Origin of the sequence: Aquimarina besae (assembly GCF_042434905.1) — a bacterium.
In the GTDB taxonomy this organism is placed as follows: Bacteria; Bacteroidota; Bacteroidia; order Flavobacteriales; family Flavobacteriaceae; genus Aquimarina.
Genome location: NZ_CP170199.1, coordinates 102,757 through 122,923, shown reverse-complemented (window position 1 = coordinate 122,923; position 20,167 = coordinate 102,757). Strand labels below are relative to the sequence as shown.

Below are 20,167 nucleotides of genomic sequence, written 5' to 3'. Positions count from 1 at the left end.
GAATTGACAGCACCTTACGTAAACATAGAAATAGAAAATAGAGTAGGAACTATAGAGTTTTTCCATCCAGCCCACAACTCTCTACCAGGTGATATCTTAGCAAAGTTAGCTCAGACTATAACAGAGGCGGGTAATGCTGACGAAATTAAAGTTATTGTACTAAAAAGCGGTGGAGATAGAACGTTTTGTGCAGGAGCCAGTTTTAAAGAATTGATCAATATTAACGACGCTCAAACTGGTAAAATATTTTTCTCGGGATTTGCTAATGTGATTAATGCAATGCGTAAATGCCCAAAATTTATTATTGGTCGCGTACAAGGTAAGACTGTTGGAGGCGGCGTTGGAGTTGCATCAGCAACAGATTATTGTATGGCAACAAAATTTGCTGCTATTAAGTTAAGCGAATTGAATGTAGGTATAGGGCCTTTCGTTGTAGGACCTGCTGTAGAAAGAAAAATAGGGCTATCGGCAATGACACAAATAGCGATTGATGCTAATTCGTTTTATGATGCAGAATGGGCTCGAGATAAAGGATTATTTACTAAAGTATTTGAAGATACTGAAACCTTAGACAAAGAGGTAAAAATATTTGCGGAACATTTATGTACCTACAATCCTGAGGCTATGCGAGATATGAAAAAAGCTTTTTGGGAAGGAACGGAGCATTGGGATACACTTTTAGCGGATAGAGCCGTAATAAGTGGGAGATTAGTTTTAAGTGATTTTACAAAAGAAACATTGAAACGGTTTAAGTAATTTATGATGTACGATCTTAGATTGACGACTTTGTTGAAAAGTAATAGAATCGTAAATCGTAACTCAAAAATCTAAAATTAAAATGATTTACAGCTTCAAGGGATACATACCAGTAGTACACGAAAGCAGTTTTGTGCATCCGTTAGCCGCAGTAACGGGTAATGTTATTATTGGTAAGAATTGTTATATCGGTCCTGGAGCTGCCATACGAGGAGATTGGGGTGAAATTATTCTTGAAGACGGAGTGAATGTACAAGAAAATTGCACAGTGCATATGTTTCCCGGTAAATCTATTGTACTTAAGGAAAGTGCTCACGTAGGTCACGGTGCTGTTATTCACGGAGCTAATTTGGGACGTAATTGTCTTATAGGAATGAATACGGTTATTATGGATGATGCAGAGATTGGAGATGAGTGTATCGTTGGCGCTATGTCTTTTGTAAAAGCAAATGCCGTTTTTCCAAAAAGAAGTTTGATTGTAGGCAATCCGGCAAAAGTTATAAAAGAGGTGAGTGATGAGATGATTGTCTGGAAAACGAAAGGTACAGGCTTATACCAGCAATTACCCGCTGATTGTTTTGAGTCCCTTAGAGAAGTAGAGCCTTTAAGAGAAGTGCCAAAAGATAGGCCAACGCAAGAGGTGTTTTATAAAACATTGTCAACGTTTAAAACGAAATAAGACTGTACTGAACCTTCCTTGTCGGTAGACAAGTTTGTCGAAGCATTGTCATCCCTGACTTGATCTGGGATCTTTTATGGAGGAGTTTGTAAATTAAATAAGGAAAAGATAAAAACTAACAAACATTAGTTCGTAAATAGTAATAAAAATTTAAATCGAAATACTGAATTTATAATTCTTAATTATACAGATGTCAACAGTAGAATTGAAAATGCCCAAAATGGGCGAAAGTATATCCGAAGCAACCATTCTTAATTGGTTAAAGAATGTAGGTGATACTGTAGAAGAAGATGAAACTATTTTGGAAGTAGCGACAGATAAAGTAGATTCTGAAGTGCCTTCTCCTTGTAATGGTACTATTAAAGAGTTACTTTTTCAACCTAATACGGTGGTTGAAGTAGGCAGAGTGATCGCTATTATTAGCGCAGAATTGGGAGCTATATCCAATGTAGATAAATCTGAGAAATCACAAAATCTTTCGTCTGATGAACAAAAACGTGATCAAGCTTCTCTCCCTTTGGGAGAGATGTCCGCTAAAAGCGGACAGAGAGGGCAATTTAAGTCGGAGCTTTCCTCGGTAAACGATGTTTTCTTGTCTCCGCTAGTCATCAGTATCGCTCAAAAAGAAAACTTGACCATTGAGGAAGTTCAAAGTATTGCTGGTACCGGAGATGGAGGTCGTATTCGTAAGAGTGATGTGATGCGGTATCTTAAAAACAGAAAATATCCATTACCCAGCAGACCGCAAGCTATTGCTCCAAAACCATCATATAATGCACCTCCAATTTCTTATATAGAAGGAAAAGATCGTATCGTAGAAATGGATCGTATGAGAACCATGATTGCAGATCATATGGTGTATTCTAAACATACATCACCTCACGTAACAAGTTATATAGAAGTAGATGTAACAAACTTAGTCAATTGGAGAAATAATGTGAAGCAAGAGTTTTTAGAAAAGTATGGAGAGAAATTAACCTTTACTCCAATTTTTGTAGAAGCGGTTGCCAAAGCAATTCAGGAATATCCGATGATCAATGTTTCTGTTGATGGTAAAAAAATTATAGTTCATAAAGACATTAATGTTGGTATGGCAACAGCCTTACCAAGCGGAAATCTGATTGTGCCTGTAGTTAGAAATGCTGATGAAAAGAATTTATTAGGTTTAGCTAAAAATGTAAATCAATTAGCTAATAATGCCAGAAACAATGCATTAAAGCCTGATGAGATTGGAGGAAGCACCTTTACGATTTCTAATGTAGGAACGTTTGGTAGTTTAATGGGAACACCCATCATCAATCAACCAGAAGTTGCTATTCTGGCTTTGGGGATTATTAAGAAAAGACCGGAAGTAATCACAACAGACAAAGGCGACGAAATTGCAATCAGAAGTATGATGTATTTATCATTGTCATTTGATCATAGAGTGGTAGATGGATTTTTAGGAGGTTCGTTTTTACGTAAAGTAGGAGATGAACTAGAAGCTTTTGATATAAATAGAGAAATATAGTAAATGCGCAAGGCCTGCCTGATGGTAGGCAGGGATAGTAGTGACATCCTTTTCTGGCACTTCGAGCGGAGTCGAGAAGTAAGACAGAAAAGATATAACGAATAGCCCGACCCACCTCAGGGGGATGCGCCCAAAATAAATCAAAATGGAGCAACAAATCAAAATTACGAGAACCTCAAACTCAAAACTAAAGGATATAGATTTTTCTACTATTCCTTTAGGGAGAGCTTTTACAGATCATATGTTTATCTGCGAATATGAAAATGGAACCTGGAACAATCCTAGAATAGAACCATTGGAGCTGATCCCAACACATCCTGCAGCAATGGCACTTCATTATGGTCAAGCAATTTTTGAGGGAATGAAAGCAACCGTAGGAAAAGAGAATACTTCATTACTTTTTCGTCCTGAAGAGAATGCAAAGCGTTTTAACCATAGTGCTGCTAGACTGGGAATGCCTTCAGTTCCTACTGAGCTTTTCGTAGAAGCGGTAAAACAAATCGTTGGAGTAGAGCATAACTGGATTCCTCCTCAAGACGGAAGCGCATTATATCTTAGACCTTTTATGTATGCCGATGAACCTTTTATTGGTATGCGAGCTGCTACTAGTTATAAGTTTATTGTGATATGTTCACCTGCTGGGCCGTTTTTTACAAAAAAAATCCGATTGTGGGCAGAAACTGAATATATCAGAGCTGCAGACGGAGGAACCGGAGAAGCAAAAGCAGCCGGAAACTACGCTGCCGCTATCTTACCAACTGAAAAGGCAAAAGAAAAAGGATATGATCAGGTATTGTGGTTAGATGCTATTGAACACAAATATATTCAGGAAGTTGGTACGATGAATATATTCTTTAAAATTGATGGAAAATTCATTACACCATCTACAGATGGTTCTATTTTGAAAGGAATTACCAGAGATAGCGTTATCACCTTGTTAAAAGACAAAGGTTTTGATGTGGAAGAGCGTCCGATAACTATTGATGAAATTATCCAATATTCTAAAGAAGGGATATTAGAAGAAGCTTTTGGTACGGGAACAGCCGTGGCCATTGCAATGATAGAAGCAATCGGATATAAAGATGAAGTAATTACCTTATCTGATCACAATCCGGTAAGTCAAGATGTGAAAAATACGTTAGATGGGATCAAGACTCAAAAAATAAAGGATAAGTTTGGTTGGATGATACCAGTAAAAGTAGAAGAGAAGGTAGGATAACTATTAAATGCGAATGAAGCATTCAGAATTACCAATAGTCGTAACTCATAAATCGTACATCAAAAACTAAAGAGAGATGTTAGCTGAAAAAACAATAGCAAAAGAAGTTCTGAAAAAAGCATTTAGTACCCTTTGTACTGCTAAAAGTATGACAGAACTATATGAAGAAAATTTTAAAACAGTTTCAAAATATGTTCATGCAACGTCCAGAGGACACGAGGCTATTCAGATCGCCGTAGCGATGCAATTGTTACCTCAGGATTACGCCTTTCCGTATTATAGAGATGATTCGATGTTGTTAGGGATCGGAATGAAACCTTATGACTTAATGTTGCAATTGTTGGCGAAAAAGAATGATCCTTTTTCTGGAGGAAGAACCTATTATTCGCATCCGAGTCTTAGAGATGATGACAAACCAAAAATTCCACACCAATCATCTGCCACAGGTATGCAGGCAATTCCTGCTACAGGAGTTGCATTAGGAATGCAGTATAAAGAACTGGTTGGGATCGATCATAATGAGTTCCATAAGGTTGAGATATCAAAACCATCTATGATGGAGAGTGAGATACTAAAACCGTCTATGACGGAGAGTGAGATAAATAAACAGCATATGGCTGCACCTCTCGTCGTATGTTCGTTGGGAGATGCATCGGTTACCGAAGGAGAGATTGCAGAAGCATTTCAGATGGCAGCTTTAAAGCAGTTGCCGATATTGTATTTGGTACAGGATAATGGTTGGGATATTTCTGCGAATGAAGCTGAAACCAGAGCGCAGAGCGCTTATGAGTATGCAGCAGGATTTCATGGATTAGATGCCATCACCATTGATGGAGCCAATTTTACAGAAAGTTATATAGCAGTACAAGAGGCTATTCGGATTATACGAGAGGAAAGAAGACCCATTTTAGTTCATGCAAAAGTACCGTTATTAAATCACCATACTTCTGGAGTTCGAATGGAATGGTATCGTGATGATCTGGAAGAAGCTCGTTCTAGAGATCCATATCCAGTTCTACGAAATCAGTTGTTAGAAGCTGGTTTTACTGAAGATGAGGTAAATAATATTGAAACTGAAGCAAAGGAAATAGTTGTGCAAGATCTTCAGGAAGCAATGAAAGCAGAAGATCCTAAACCGGAAGATTTGTTTACAAACGATTTTGCTCCAACACCAATTACAGAGGAAACTGGTGAACGATCTCCAAAGGATAAAGAGGAGGTAGTTATGGTAGATTGTGCACTTTTTGCTGTAGAAGAATTAATGCGGAAGCATAAAGAATGTTTATTATATGGTCAGGACGTCGGCGGACGGTTAGGAGGAGTGTTTAGAGAAGCGGCTACATTGGCACAAAAATTTGGTGATGAACGTGTTTTTAATACACCGATACAAGAAGCATTTATTGTTGGATCTACGGTGGGGATGTCTGCTGTTGGTTTAAAACCAATTGTAGAAGTACAATTTGCAGATTATATTTGGCCGGGACTGAATCAATTGTTTACAGAGGTAAGCAGATCGTGTTATTTATCTAATGGTAAATGGCCAGTGTCTATGATCTTACGTGTTCCTATCGGTGCCTATGGTAGTGGCGGACCCTATCATTCATCATCTGTAGAATCTGTGGTTACAAATATAAGAGGGATCAAAATTGCATATCCAAGTAATGGAGCTGATCTAAAAGGATTAATGAAAGCTGCATATTATGATCCTAATCCTGTAGTAATTTTAGAACACAAAGGATTGTATTGGTCTAAGGTAAAAGGAACTGAAGCAGCTAGAACTATCGAGCCTGCAGAAGATTATATATTACCTTTTGGTAAAGCCAATATCGTACAACAGATATGGCCACAAGAAGAAAAGGAGACAATGACTGTGGTAACATACGGAATGGGAGTACATTGGGCATTGAATGCAACAAAAGATCTGAAAGATGTCGTAGAGATTATAGATCTACGTACCTTATATCCATTAGATGAGAGCACTATTATGGAATCTGTAAAAAAGACAAAGAAGTGTTTAGTAGTAACAGAGGAACCAACTAATAACTCTTTTGCCAGAGCCTTATCAGGAAAAATTCAGGAAGAATGTTTCCGTTACCTAGATGCACCGGTAATGACGATTGGTTCAGAAAATATGCCCGCTATACCATTAAATAGTACATTAGAACAAACAATGATCCCTTCTACTGAAAAAGTAAGAGTTAAAATTGAGGAGTTACTCAGGTATTAGAAGCCTGCTAAAATCAAGGTTTTTTTAAGAGTTATAAAATCAATTTTTATGGATTCCTGATTTTTGTTTTAAGTCCGGTATTTCTTAATGTAGTTTAGGATGTAATCTTTAGTTCAATTTCAGGGTGTAAATTCGACTATCTTTTACTTTAAAACCTAACTGGGTATAAAGTTGAATTGCAGCGGTTCGATGGTCTTCTGTAAAAAGAAGTATTTCTGAAAGATTTTTTTGTTTAGCCGCTTCAAGTAGTTTGGTTATTAGTTTTCTGCCGATTCCCTTACCTCTAGAATCAGCTTGTACTACTACGTCTTCGATCCATCCCTTTTTACCCGAAATAACTTTATAAGTACCCATCATGGCTATCCCTTCAATTTTAGTATTCTCAGAGCAATAAGCAAGTGTTATCTGATTTTTTTCTTCTAATATCTCACTTAGAGCTACTTGATTTTTATCACCACCTAATTGACGAAACAATTTGGATATCTGATCTTGAATAAGAGGATTTAGATCGTGCTTGGTTAAAATGTCTATTCTCATTTTTAGTTTTTTAAATAAAAATTAAACGTCAAATTGATTTCTGAATATAATCAATTTGACGTTTAGGCGGAATTCGAGAACTCTAATTAAAAAGTTTACAATGTTGATCTGATGTTACTACGACTGCTCAAACTTAATTTGAACCGAACCATCGGTTGTAATGTAGCTTTGTTTATTTACTAAGTCAATCTCGTATTTTCCCTGACTCAAGTTAATGGTTCTTATTTCAGTACTACCTTCTTCTGCAGAGGCAACTACTGAACCTTGCTCATCGTAAATAGTGATGTAGGTATTAGTTGTATTTACAGAAATAGTAACAATCGCTGATGAAGCAATTTCAAAATTTATTCCAAGTCTATTATCAGGTTCGCAATCCTGAATACTAAATTCATAAGATTCATCTAGCGTAGTGGAAAGGACGCCAAGATTCATATCCGTATCACGAGCACCTCTTATTGAAATGGAAAGATCTCCTGCTAATTCTGTTGCATCTCTATTGATAATTTCTAAAGTCATGGTACCAGAAGATAGCATTTCTCCGCCAGTAATTTCAGAACTCACGGGATCACTTGTAATAAAATTATCTCCCGAGGCAAGGATATTATCTTCATTATCTTTCAGGACCAGCGTTACATTTTGATCTGATTTAATGATATAACTTCTTTGTAAATCAACACTAAAGGTATAGGTGATTTTATTGTCCGGTTCATTTTCTCTAAAAGAATAATCAAAAGAGTTTTTATAAGGGATATTGAGTTCTCCTAATTCAAAAATTTGGGGATCAATAATCGGGTTTCCAAACGTTATGCTTATAGATCCATTAATGGTAGTATATTCCTGTTCGTTTACCAAATCGATCGTATATTTTCCAGCACTTAATGATGTCCCGGAAACTTCTGATTCATCTAAAGATTCTGCTACCACTGTACCTTGTTCATTATATATTGCAATAGATACTTCTGCATTGGTGGAAATCGTATAAGTTGTAGATTCTACGATTTCAAAAGTAATCCCAAGTCTATTATCGGGTTCACAGTCTTGTATGCCAAAATCAAAAGATTGGTCTAGCGGTGTAGAAAGCACACCAAGATCCATATCTGTGTCACGAACATCTCTTATAGAAATGGAAAGGTTTCCTGTAAGTGGTGTAGCATTATTATGGACAAGTTCCAGAGTCATAATGCCAGAAGATGGTAATTCTCCAGGTGTGATCTGTGAACTAGAAGGATCGCTTGTGATGAAATTTTCTCCCGATGCTAGAACAGCACCTTGATCATCTCTCAAGATTAATGTTATATTTTGATCTGATTTGATAATATAACTTCTTTGCAAATCTACACTAAAAGTATAGGTTATTTTATTATCCGGTTCATTTTCTCTAAATGTGTAGGCAAAGGTATTTTTGTAAGGAATGTTTAATTCTCCTAATTCGATTAGTTGTGGTTCTAAAGCAACCGGAGGATTATCATCATCATTGCAACAAGAGCTGATAAAAATAGAAGTAAATAAAAATAAAATGTGTGAAATCTTTTTCATTAAAATTTGATTTAAATATTAGTAATTGTTTCTGTTTGGTAAGCTCATTTTTTAAAACTGACTGACATTTGAGCTTGATTAAAAAATTATGTTTCTTTCTAAATTGAAAAAAGTTTTTTTTGGTTTTTGTTTTATGGGAGCAAATCTAAGATTTAAAAACCCTTTTTTTCCTCATTAAGCTCCCTACATTATCTCTACGGATTGTTATTTCTGATCATAAAAAACCTCTACAATTTTATTTTTTTATTCTGATTTTCAGTTTTTTATGATTGAATCTTATCTACAACAATGTTTTCATATAATTAATGAGTTTTCGTAGTTTATGAGATATTGGTACAAGCGTGGTTATTTGATAAAGAATCAAAAAAGTCTTGTAATTTTTTATCAGAGGATAGATTTAGTTTTTTTCTTAATCTGTATCGTGCCATATCTACAGAACTTGGCGAAATATTAGATAAAATGGAGATGTCTTTTGACGAATATCCTAATCTGAGCATTAGAGCAAGTTCTTTTTCTTTTGATGAAAGGTTCGGAAATTTTGAATTCAAGTCAAATAAAAAGGTTTTGTGTAACTCCGTAATGTTCCCATAGAATTCTTTTCTAGACTTTTCTAGGTTCATCGTTTGTTTCACAAATGAATCGAGTTCTTTAATTTTTTTGATATTTTCCTCTTTTTCGAGTTTGGAGGTGGTGAGTTTGATTTTTTTGCTAATCTGGGTTAAAAGTTCGTGGTTTTTGATGATTTCTAAGGCCGAATTTAGTAACTCATTATTTTTAAAAACCAGCTCTTTTTTCTTGTTATTTAACTCATATTCTAATTTTAATTTTTCTGAAGTAGAATCCTGTAGCTTGTTTTTAAGATTTTTCTGGATCAATACGTGTTTTTCTTTCGTAATCTTAATTCGTTTTTTTTGTAACCAATAGAGTGTTGCTAAAACTATACAAACTAAAAAAAGTGATAATCCAAAGATCAGGTACCACATTTTTTTTTCTTGTTGCTCGTGTTTTATTTGTATGAGATTATTATCGTATTCGTGGTTTAATTCCAGTTGAGCAATTTGTTTTTTAGTCTGTTGATCAGAAATGCTATCGCTTACTTGAGCATATTTTTTAAACAACTCTAAGGATTTTTTATAGTCTTTTTTGAAGGAATAAATTTCACTTAGCTTTTCTAGTGAAAGCTTTACAAAATCAGAGATACCTCTTTCTTTGGAAAGCTCAAGAGACTTTTGCAGATAGGTGATCGCATTTTCGTAGTTTCGATTATCCATATAGTACAAACCGAACAGATAATAAAACTCTGCCTTGTCCAGAAAATCATAAAGAGAGCTTTCGAGCGATTTTATGTACGTAAGTTTGTCATATGCTTGTCCATATTGTCCTTTTTTCAGATCTATATGTATAAGATTTATATTACTATTGATTATATACCTAGTGTCTTTGTAGTAGGATATTGCCTTATGTAAATAATCCGATGCCTCTTCATATTTCTCTCTTTTGAATAACATATATCCAAGGTTGTTATAGATGTTTCCAATTCCACTAGAATCGTTGAGCTTTTTATAATAGGAGAGTGATTTTTCGTAATAGGTTTTGGATTTATCAATTTCTTCTATTTTAGAATAATTCATTCCTATATAATTGTAAATAGAAGCGTAAGAACGTTTTGATTGTACTTCTTCGTTTAATTTGATCGCCAAGAAAAGTTCTTCCTGAGATAGGTCGTGCCGGCTCATATAATAAAGTATAATTCCCTTTAATTGATGACCGGCCATTTTTCCATAAGCATCATCAATTCTTTCGGCCAACTGGATGGATTGATTAATGTATTTCATTCCTTTTTTAAGATCATAATCGAAAATATTCCTGCTTAAATGGTATAATTCGTCAATTTTAGTCGTGTCATTTTTGGAAATAGCAAATTTATTGAGCAAGCTATCTTCCATTTTTAAAATTGCTTCAGGTATATCTTGCGCAGAGCAAAAAACAGTTTGAACAATACATAAGAAAAGCGTTAATCTATAGAAGGTTGAAAACAATATATTCATGTTTTTATTAAGTAAATATTCATTCAAAAAATCGTAAGCATTTGCGTTTACGGATTGATTATGGAAGCTTGGATTAAAGAAGTTAACATAAGGCGTGGAATGTTTCAGCCTTTTTTAAAATCATAGATATGAATCTAGCTCTTCAATTCTTTTCTTATTCTGCTTAATTGGGTTGAAGTAATATTTAGAAAAGATGCTATATGATAAAGAGCAACCCTATTTTCAATGTCAGGATACTGCTGTAACAAATGAAGATATCGTTCTGTGGCATTTTTTGTAGCATAGAGAAATTCTTTTTCTTCTTTCTTAATAACCCAATTGACTTCTAAATATTTAAGATATAAATCTTTTAAATCAGGTAAAATTTCAGTTAGCTTTCTGAATTTTTTAAAATTAATTCCAATTAGCGTAGTTTTCTCTATAGATTGGATGGAAATAGTACTTTTCGTTTCTTGAATCAAACAAGAGGTGGCAGCAGGAAAGTCATTTTCAAATAGTAAATTCTTAGTATATACCTTACCATTTGCGTCGGTATAGTATAAGATTACAGAACCTTGATAAATAAAAAAGATATTTTTAGGGATTTGTCCTACTTCAATAATGAATTGGTCTTTTTCTATAGAATAGAATTTCAGCAATTTTTCTAACTGCGTCCAGGATTCTGGCGAAATTTTACTTAAACCATTCATAACGTTTTGTAAACGTAAACTTAGGGCTACCGTATTCTCTTTTATTTCCTCCATTGATATTATCAAATCTAGTTAATACTATAACTAAGTTGAATTCTTTGATTATAATAAATGTTTCATTGATTTGAGGTCGGCAAAAGTATTAAATGATTGTCTTATAAAAAATTACATATGTTGATTTCTTTAGACATTCATATCTATATAAATATGTAAGAATAATACTACTTATACGTTTTTATTTGATATTAAGATATGTTGAAAAGCATTTTTTTTAGACAAAATACACAAAAAGTTTGGTGAATTAAAAAATAGTTGTATCTTTACACCAGAGTTAATGAGTTAGTGTTTTCATCCTCCCCAAGATGAAAACATTTATAAAAAGTGAGTTTTAATTTTAGAATAAGCCCCTAAATTAAGATGATTTGTGTGAAGAAAAAGAGCGTGGAGACGCTCTTTTTTGTTTTACAATATTTTCTTTTTGAGTGCCAACTTACTTCCGCCTGATTAAGACAAAACTTCTAATAAAAATAATTTTCAATTTAAGTGTTTGATAGTCAGTTTTTTGTTTCTTGTAGATTCTTTTTTTTGATAATTTTTTTAAAAAATAGTAGGGTGTTTTTAGAGGCATGTGTTTTAGGTCTATAAAAATTAAAAACAAAAACACAATCATGAAAAAAATCATTTTATTAGTAGCTGTTTCAATTTCAATTTGTTTAATCTCTTGTCAATCTGATGATGATGCAGGACCTTCAAACGCACAAGACCCTTTTATAGGCAGTTGGAAAATCGCCCAAGAGTTTGAAAACGGTGTCGAGGTGGAGGTAGAACCATGTACCTTACTTGATGTATTAACCGTGTCCATAGATCAAAAATTTTCATCTACCAGTTACATTGAAGAGAATGGAACCTGTGTCCTGGAAGACACTTTTACCGGCAATTGGGAGAACATAGGAGATAATATTTATAAATTTACTCACGATTCTGATGACGGGGAAGCTGCAGAAACAAAAATTACATTCTCCGGAAACACTATGAGAATTGAGGTAATCTTTCTGGAAGCAGTATTCGTGCAAGTATTTACCAAAATTTAATGTTATAAGTCAAAAAGCAAAACTGCTCGTGATCGCAGTTTTACTTTTTATTATAGTTTCTTACTCCTTATTCATTACTTTATCAGGGGTTTGCAATTATTTAATACCTAAAATTAACTACTAACAAACTAAAGTTTTAGTCATTATATTCTTTCGGATAAAGTTTCTCTAAATATTATTTTTTCTAAAAAAAAAGTAGGGTGTTTTAGGGAGTATATGTTTTAGGGTTGTAAAAATTAATAAATCAAAAAAACACTCATGAAAAAACTCATTTTATTAGTAGCCGTTTCAATTTCAGTATTTTTAACCTCTTGTCAATCAGATGATGATGCAGGACCTGCGAATACACAGGATCTTTTTATAGGAAGTTGGAAAATAACTCAAGAATTTGAGAATGGCGTTGAACTGGAAGTAGAGACTTGTGACTTACAAGATGTTTTAACTGTGACAGCAGATCAGAATTTTTCAGGAACCAGCCATATAGAGGAGAATGGAACTTGTATATTAGAAGATACGTTTACAGGAAATTGGGAGAATCTGGGAGATAACATTTACAAAATTACGCCAGATATGGATGCAGCAGAAGCTATAGATGCTACCATTACCTTCTCTGGAAATACCATGAGAGTTGTAATAACTGATGAAGACGGTCAATTCGTACAAATATTAACCAGAATTTAATGTTACACCTAAAGAGCAAAACTGTAATCATGAACAGTTTTGCTCTTTTATTAGGCATCAAAAGTTAAAGCGCAATACCAGATCCGGGGTAAATGGTAAGGATGCATTATTAAAAGTTTTTAGTGTAGTATTGAAATCGTTATCTGTCAATTCTAAATATCCTTGTCCAATTGTATTAGTCCTATCATAAAGATTTCTGATAGAAATTCCAATCATCCCGTTCCAATCTTTTTTTGAGTCTACTTTAAAGCGATAGACTCCCGAAACGTCTAAGCGATGATAGTCTTTGAATCTACTTGAATTTATACCTCTGGGATCTATGGTACCTCCAAATAGAGCATCAGAATCTTCGATGATTCTAGTAAAGGGCCTTCCTGTGGCGTAGTTCCACCCCAAAGCAATTTCGAAATTCTTGATTTTTAAAGTTTGAGATAAATTAAAAACATGGCGCTGATCAAAATTTCCCACAAAATACGAATCCTGAACTGTAGGAAAGGATGTAATCGTTTTACTAAGAGAATATCCGGCCCAAATTCTGTAATTTTGAAATCGTTTTTTTATCAAAAAATCTATACCTATCCGTTCTTCTTCTCCATAAAAAATATCTACTATCGACTCATCGTCTTGGGTTGCGATATCTAAAATAAGGTCACTCAAAGATGAGAGATCTGTTATTTTTTTATAATATCCCTCTAGATCAAAATTCCAACCATTGTATGAATATAACGCACCTACTGTAAATTGCATACTCTTAAGGACTCTAATACTTGGAGAATCATCAATATCAGAAGAAGAGTTATTAGAAAGAATCCAAACATTATCAGCAACTGGTAAGGTAGATAGCACCCCGTCTTCGGTACTACCGTAAGTAGAATAATTGTTAAGTTGCTGATTCTTCAATTCTGCAGAAGTGTTTACCGTAAAATTTTTAAATAGCTCATAAGAAGCAAATATTCTGGGTTCAATAAAAAAGTCCTTGACATTACTTAATTGAGAGGCTCTGAAGCCTAAATTGAGATATGTTTTTGTTGTCTTATATTGATATTCTGAATATAACGTATGATTGGTTCCATTGGCATCTAAAATTACAGGGTCATCATCACCCAGGCCTAAATCAAATGAAAATTTAAAATCAGTTTCGTTATAAGAGAATTGATATCCCGTATGTAGAGAATGATTTTTAGCAATCGGGAAACGGATAGAATATTCAAGACCAACATCTTTGACAACGTTTTCTGTATTGGTAACTCTTGTAAGATTCTCATCTGGTCTATTTATTCCTAAAGCATACCTTTGATCATAGGATGAATAGTATACATTGGCATTTTGGAAAATTGAGTTGGTACTTGTTTTATCCCAATGTACACTTGCTCCCAAATTTCTAATTTTAAGAATATCCTGAGTTTCATTGAGATTGTCCTCAACAATAATATTTTTTTTGTTGTCCAGTCGGTTCTCTGCAAGTATCGAACTGAATTTAATTGTAGAGTTGCTATCCAGATGCCAAATAGCTTTAAAATTAACATCAGAAAAAGAAATATCGTCTTCTCTGGATGCTTCTTCCGGTGTAACTTCTGAACCTGCAGGAGGAATCGTAGCCCTTGTATTTTGAAATACTTTTCGAACCAGATTATTATAAGTTATATTTTGATATATATCTGTGGTAGATCTTCTACCTGCTAACATAATTCCTAATTTTCTAGACAAGGGCAGTTTCACGTAGGCATCAGCATGAGTAAGATTGAGACCACCTCCCACTTGTATTTCTTCTGTAAGGTCATCATCAGATTCTATGACGACTACACCAGAGATTCGGTCTCCATACCTAACACTAGTACCTCCTCTGTATACTCTTACATTCTTTGTGATAAAAGGATTGAATGAAGAAATTTGGTTAAAAAAGTGACCGTTTTGATACATCTTTATTCCGTCCCATAGCACTAAATTCTGTCCTGGTGTTCCACCACGGATATAGAGTCCGGCAGGGTCTTCAGTTGGACTACTAATACCCGGTAATAATTGAAGACTTTGTAAAACATCGGGCTCTGCAAGACCAGGAAGAATTCTAAGTTTTTTAGTTGATATGTTTACAGATGCGTCTTGATTTTTTTGTATACCTCCTGTTAGGTATTCCTTTACCAAAACCTGACCCAGATTCTGAATCTCAGGTTGTAATCGAATCGTATCACATCGATTGTGACTTAATTCTGAAATTTTGACCGTCCTGTTTCGATACCCAAAATATGATATTGAGATAGAATCGGAGGGGAGAAGCTGTAATTCGAACTCTCCATTTTTGTCTGTTAGCCCGATAGTTTTTTTATGTAATAGTATATCAGCTTGTGGTAATTCGAATTTAGAATCTGCATCAATAACTACACCGCAGATATTGACAACTTTCGTGTTTTTTACAATGATATAATCCGTATCACTAATTTTTTGTAATAAAAATGGAGTTTGAAACTCAATGATTTCTTGTAAGGAGCTAATAGATAGTTCAACGTTTTGCAGATGTAATACAATGTTTTTGATCGCTTCTACATCGTAAGAGAAGTTTAGTTGACGTTGACTTTTAAAAGCTTCTAAAACTTCTGAGAGTGATTGATTTTTATCTGTATTCGTTAATTTTACTTCTTGCGAAAAAGCTATATAATGGCAAAAAAATAAAAAGAATACTAGTTTTTTAAACGATGTCACTTATTTGTTAATTCTATATTTTTTGAGGTTTTAAAGATATAATTAATATTCATGGGTTCAAAACAAGTTTTTAACGCTTTCTCAAGATCATTATGAACAAAGAATCCAGAGAACAATCGGTTTAAATCAATATCGGTCGTCGTAATTTTTACGTCATATTGCCTTTCTAATTCTGAAATCAAACGTCGAAGCGTAACTTGACTAAAAGTACTTTTTCCTTTGATCCAAGTAGGTGTCGATCCAATAGTTTCTTCTGTTATTAATACGCCATTGGTATCAGGTTTCACTCCTTTTCCAGGAGTGAGTATGATTGTTTGGTCAGCATTGCTAACTTGAACTTTTCCTTCAAAACAATGTACCTCTATTGTTTTATTTCGAGAATAGACATTAAATTCTGTTCCCAGTACAGTAATATCTCCATTTTTTGTTTTCACAATAAAACTGGATCCTTTAGCCACATCAAAAAAGGCTTCTCCATTGAGATGAATAATTCTATTTTCTACAAATGATTTTTTATCATACGTTATTGATGATTCGGCATTCAGAGTAACTACAGAATTTTCTGGCAAAGTCCAGATTTTAGATTCCGCTATGTGGGTCGAAACTTCTATGGTATTAAAAAACACTGTTCTAAGTGTCAATAAAACCACGACTACTGCTGCAGCTGCAAAGAGCCAAAATCGAGGTTTAATTACCATTCCCTTCGGAATGTTTTTATAAGTCTTGTTATATTCTTTTTGGTTTTTAAGCCCCTCTTCGACATCAAATACAGGGCGTTCAAATTTTTCTACGCCTCTTAAAATATCTTTATATGCCAAATATTCAGGGCTGTTTTCAAAATCTTTTTTTTCTTTTTCTGATAGGTCGTTTGCCAACCACCTACCAAGAAAGTTGTCTTTATCTTTATTCATTTGGGACTATTTTGTAAATTTTTTATTTCAGTTTTAGAAGTTACCAGGTTTCTATATAATTGCGAATTGATAAAATCCATATACTCCTCAAAAGTGAGTTCACTGTATATCCATTTTGTTAAAAATTCGTTTTGCTTATCTAGATATAAAAAGGCCATAGCTTTAAAGTTTAGATATTTCCTATTTTTTTTCTTAGTGTTACTAATGCTAAATGCATTCTTTTTTCCACTGCTTTTACAGAAATATCAAGCATTTCTGCAATTTCTTTGTAGGTTTTCTTTTCGATACGATTTAGAAGAAAAACTTCTCTTTGTCCTTCTTTGAGATTTCCGATAGCAATATTTAACTTATCCATAAACTCTTTCTCTTCCATTTGAAACTCAGGGGACTCATTCGTATATGTTTTCTGTTCGATAGATTTATATTTGAGCACTGTTTTCTGGTGTTTGTAATCATTTATCGAAGCGTTATTCGCTATTTTGTATAGAAAACTTTTTGCTGCACCAAAAATAATTTTGGAACAATTTGTCCATAATTTTGCAAAACTATCTTGTACAATATCCTGAGCTTTTTCCATATCACCATATTTATAATATAGATAGTAACAAATTTTTTCGGCGTGATCCCGATATAATTGTTCATACACTTTCTCGTCGCAGACACTAACTAAATTGTTGGGCATTTTTGTTAAATTTTGGTCAATCATTTAAAAGTTATTGTTCTTTTCAGGGTTAAATTAATAATATTACCAAGAGTAGCCTATAGAAAATTCTAATAGTGTTCTTGCAGAAAATTTTTCTATGAATTCTTTTAACTTAAATATACCATCTACACCAGCAACCACCCCTAGGGTAAATCCTTTTTTAAAAATCCATTGATAGCCTGTTTTAACAGACCCTCCGATTAAAAACGCTATGTAATCTTCATTATTGGGTGTATTGGATTTCTGGAAATATATATGTTCATAACCACATATAATACCAGGGCCAATAAACCATCCTCTGGGAGCAGTTTTTCGTTTTGATATATAATATCGAACTCCGATTTCAGAAACAACTTTGTTTCTTTTCGCAATTTCTCCTTGTTTTATAGAAGGATGTTGAACACGATTGGAATTGTAAAAATCACCAAAAAATTGAATGAATAAAGAGATATCCCGTGAAAAGGTACGTTCATATTCAAAATGTATTCCTCCAAATAAAATAGGTAGTGGTAAAATTCTTATACTATTCTTAAAGGTATCATTTTTAACTGTAGTCGGAGTTGAAGATATAGTATCTTGCGCCTGACTTATATAAAAGATACAACATATGGCTATCAATGTAAGAGCACTTGATTTCATCACATTTTTGCTAGAGTTCGTATATTATTTATCCCTAAAACAAAAATGTTTCAAAATACCCTACCTAAAATAGTCAAAGAACTTTGATTTTATCAAAATGAAAGAAAAATACTACAAAATTATATTATTTAAGATTAAAATATTGACAAAAAGCATTTTTATAAGATAAAATGCATAAAAAATTTGGTGGAATGGAAAATAGTTGTATCTTTACACCAGAGTTAATGAGTTAGCGTTTTCATTCCCCCCAAGATGAAAACATTTATAAAAAGTGAGTTTTAATTTTAGAATAAGCCCCTAAATTAAGATGATTTGTGTGAAGAAAAAGAGCGTGGAGACGCTCTTTTTTGTTTTCTGCTATTTCCCATTAATAATTTCTTTAGACTTTTTTTGTTTTCTACCTTTTAGATAATTGAGAATCGTATAAGTTTTTCATTTTATAGATGGGCAATTCACTTTTTTGAAAAAAATAGGAAGCTTGTGTTTATTTAAAGGAAAGTAAAAAGTAAGATTAATATTACATTATTGTTGTTTAATACTGTTAAAAACGTTAAAAAGTATATTTTTTAAGATAAAATGCACAAAAAGTTTGGTAAAATGAAAAATAGATGTATCTTTACACCAGAGTTAATGAGTTAGCGTTTTCATCCTCCCCAAGATGAAAACATTTATAAAAAGTGAGTTTTAATTTTAGAATAAGCCCCTAAATTAAGATGATTTGTGTGAAGAAAAAGAGCGTGGAGACGCTCTTTTTTGTTTTCCAATATTTCCATTTGATGAGTTACATATAAAAATGTGCTGATCATTATAATCAGCACATTTTTTTCACACCTACCTATTCACAGAGAATATATCCTTCAATTGTTTTACCATTCCACCATTCCCGGAGAGAGTGATTTCACCGATCTTATCAGCAATTTTCTCTACATATTCCATTTCTTTCAGTTTGTAAAGCATCTCGTTATCTTCCATTAGTTTTGCTGTATTCAGCAAACTTCTGGTAGATGCAGTTTCCTCTCGCCTGGTGATGATATTAGCTTGAGCTCTCTTTTGTGCTACCAGTACTTGGTTCATGATTTCTTTCATTTCACCAGTAAGAATAATATCTCTGATACCACAATTCAATACTTTTACACCTAGTTTACTTGTTTGAGTTTTGGTTGCTTCTAGTATAGCATTTGCCATACTGTCTTTACGTTCCAAAAGTTCATCCAGGGTATAATTTCCTACGAAAGCTCTAAGAGCTAATTGCATCTCGATATATAATTGTTTTTCATATTCTTTATTGTCAAGTAAAGCCTTTTCGATATCTACAACTTTATATTGTGTGTAGAAATTGATACGAATAGCAGCTTTATCTTTAGTCAACAATTCCTGACCTGCAATTTCTAGCTGTAATTGACGCAAATCGGCTTTGGCAATTTTAATGGTGGTATCGTTTCTCCAGAAACGATAGGTACCACTAGCTAATGTTTGATCGTATACATCATCTATGATTAATACTGCTTTTTCATAAGCAGCAACATCAAAAACTCGAATGTATTTGCTAAGCGCAAAATTGCTGAATAGCGATTTGTCAATCTTTTCTGTAATGTAAATTTTGCTAAGATCTACAGTAGTAAATTCATATTTAAGCAATCCTTTCCATAGCGTATATCTTCCGGCAGAGAATACGCTTTTGAAGTTTCCATTCTCATAGACCAACACAATTTCATTATCCTTTACCTCAATTAGATGTAACATATCTTCCAACACTGTATCTTTTAACAAGAGTTCCAGCGCAATTGGAGCCGAAAAAGGTTTAGAAAGATCATATTGTATAACACGCTCATGAAATCCTAACCAATGGATTCCTTGTGTTATTACCCGATTGTAATCACCTTTTCTGAAAACCAAGCCTACTTTGCCAGCATTGATTCGTACTCTTTTCATTTTTTTCATTTTTTGTCTGCTTTCTTACAGACAGATTTAACATTAATTGAGTGATAATCCCGTAACGGAGGCATTATCTACTTCTTTAAATTATCTTTAGATTAGTATTAGTAAAGAAGTATATTTTTAGGGCGTATTCCGCTTAAGGCGGATCGGGCTATCCGCGCTACATGGTAGCTTGCTTCTATCCCTTACGCAACTCCATATCATAATTGTATAATTCTCAAACTTCAGTTTCGATCCTTTTTAAGGAGAGATATCCGAAGGACAGAGAGCTTAAAAAACTGTGAAAGCAAATCATCTTTCCAGTAC

Annotated in this window: 16 protein-coding genes; 7 read left to right on the top strand and 9 right to left on the bottom strand. The window is 33.7% G+C overall.

Annotated features, from left to right (window positions below; translation table 11 throughout):
• The first annotated feature begins 3 nt into the window (after positions 1-3).
• From ACE94K_RS00600 to ACE94K_RS00580, 5 genes are all read left to right on the top strand, one after another.
• Complete coding sequence (locus ACE94K_RS00600) at positions 4-756, top strand: enoyl-CoA hydratase/isomerase family protein (protein WP_378178397.1); 753 nt, start codon at positions 4-6, stop codon at positions 754-756.
• A gap of 82 nt (positions 757-838) precedes the next feature.
• Positions 839-1,435 carry a transferase hexapeptide repeat family protein gene (locus ACE94K_RS00595; RefSeq protein ID WP_378178394.1) on the top strand — a complete coding sequence of 199 codons (597 nt, stop codon included), beginning with the start codon at positions 839-841 and terminating at the stop codon, positions 1,433-1,435.
• Positions 1,436-1,625: 190 nt separating this feature from the next.
• A complete protein-coding gene (locus tag ACE94K_RS00590) occupies positions 1,626-2,945 on the top strand; it encodes a dihydrolipoamide acetyltransferase family protein (protein ID WP_378178391.1) in 1,320 nt (439 codons plus the stop codon).
• Positions 2,946-3,090: 145 nt separating this feature from the next.
• Positions 3,091-4,164, top strand: coding sequence for a branched-chain amino acid aminotransferase (locus tag ACE94K_RS00585; protein ID WP_378178389.1), 1,074 nt, complete (start codon positions 3,091-3,093; stop codon positions 4,162-4,164).
• A 76-nt stretch (positions 4,165-4,240) separates the two neighbouring features.
• Positions 4,241-6,391 (top strand): thiamine pyrophosphate-dependent enzyme, encoded by a 2,151-nt coding sequence (locus tag ACE94K_RS00580; RefSeq protein WP_378178386.1) that lies wholly within the window; start codon positions 4,241-4,243, stop codon positions 6,389-6,391.
• Between the two features lie 108 nt (positions 6,392-6,499).
• Here the strand turns inward: ACE94K_RS00580 and ACE94K_RS00575 are convergent, their stop codons facing one another.
• The 4 genes from ACE94K_RS00575 to ACE94K_RS00560 all read right to left on the bottom strand — a co-directional run bounded on the left by ACE94K_RS00575 (position 6,500) and on the right by ACE94K_RS00560 (position 11,255).
• Positions 6,500-6,928, bottom strand: a complete 429-nt coding sequence (locus ACE94K_RS00575) for a GNAT family N-acetyltransferase (RefSeq protein ID WP_378178383.1) — start codon at positions 6,926-6,928, stop codon at positions 6,500-6,502.
• 117 nt (positions 6,929-7,045) lie between these two features.
• On the bottom strand, positions 7,046-8,464 hold the full coding sequence (locus ACE94K_RS00570) for a hypothetical protein (protein WP_378178380.1): 1,419 nt from the start codon (positions 8,462-8,464) through the stop codon (positions 7,046-7,048).
• 320 nt (positions 8,465-8,784) lie between these two features.
• Complete coding sequence (locus ACE94K_RS00565) at positions 8,785-10,512, bottom strand: tetratricopeptide repeat protein (protein WP_378178377.1); 1,728 nt, start codon at positions 10,510-10,512, stop codon at positions 8,785-8,787.
• Positions 10,513-10,646: 134 nt separating this feature from the next.
• Positions 10,647-11,255 carry a Crp/Fnr family transcriptional regulator gene (locus tag ACE94K_RS00560; protein ID WP_378178374.1) on the bottom strand — a complete coding sequence of 203 codons (609 nt, stop codon included), beginning with the start codon at positions 11,253-11,255 and terminating at the stop codon, positions 10,647-10,649.
• Between the two features lie 614 nt (positions 11,256-11,869).
• Here ACE94K_RS00560 and ACE94K_RS00555 point away from each other — a divergent pair.
• Positions 11,870-12,292: a lipocalin family protein gene (locus ACE94K_RS00555; RefSeq protein ID WP_378178371.1), complete on the top strand. Its 423-nt coding sequence runs from the start codon at positions 11,870-11,872 to the stop codon at positions 12,290-12,292.
• A gap of 258 nt (positions 12,293-12,550) precedes the next feature.
• Positions 12,551-12,973, top strand: a complete 423-nt coding sequence (locus tag ACE94K_RS00550) for a lipocalin family protein (protein WP_378178369.1) — start codon at positions 12,551-12,553, stop codon at positions 12,971-12,973.
• A 57-nt stretch (positions 12,974-13,030) separates the two neighbouring features.
• On the opposite strand, the gene ACE94K_RS00545 is transcribed toward ACE94K_RS00550, so the two are convergent.
• The 5 genes from ACE94K_RS00545 to ACE94K_RS00525 all read right to left on the bottom strand — a co-directional run bounded on the left by ACE94K_RS00545 (position 13,031) and on the right by ACE94K_RS00525 (position 19,855).
• Complete coding sequence (locus ACE94K_RS00545; RefSeq protein ID WP_378178366.1) at positions 13,031-15,670, bottom strand: TonB-dependent receptor plug domain-containing protein; 2,640 nt, start codon at positions 15,668-15,670, stop codon at positions 13,031-13,033.
• On the bottom strand, positions 15,667-16,581 hold the full coding sequence (locus ACE94K_RS00540; protein WP_378178364.1) for a FecR family protein: 915 nt from the start codon (positions 16,579-16,581) through the stop codon (positions 15,667-15,669). The genes ACE94K_RS00545 and ACE94K_RS00540 overlap by 4 nt, the downstream gene beginning before the upstream one ends.
• A gap of 169 nt (positions 16,582-16,750) precedes the next feature.
• Positions 16,751-17,263 carry an RNA polymerase sigma factor gene (locus ACE94K_RS00535; protein WP_378178361.1) on the bottom strand — a complete coding sequence of 171 codons (513 nt, stop codon included), beginning with the start codon at positions 17,261-17,263 and terminating at the stop codon, positions 16,751-16,753.
• 63 nt (positions 17,264-17,326) lie between these two features.
• The gene (locus ACE94K_RS00530; protein WP_378178358.1) at positions 17,327-17,923 is read right to left on the bottom strand and encodes a hypothetical protein; all 597 of its coding nucleotides are present in this window, start codon (positions 17,921-17,923) and stop codon (positions 17,327-17,329) included.
• A gap of 831 nt (positions 17,924-18,754) precedes the next feature.
• Entirely contained in the window at positions 18,755-19,855 is a 1,101-nt protein-coding gene (locus tag ACE94K_RS00525) for a slipin family protein (protein WP_378178355.1), read from the bottom strand.
• Positions 19,856-20,167: the final 312 nt, after the last annotated feature.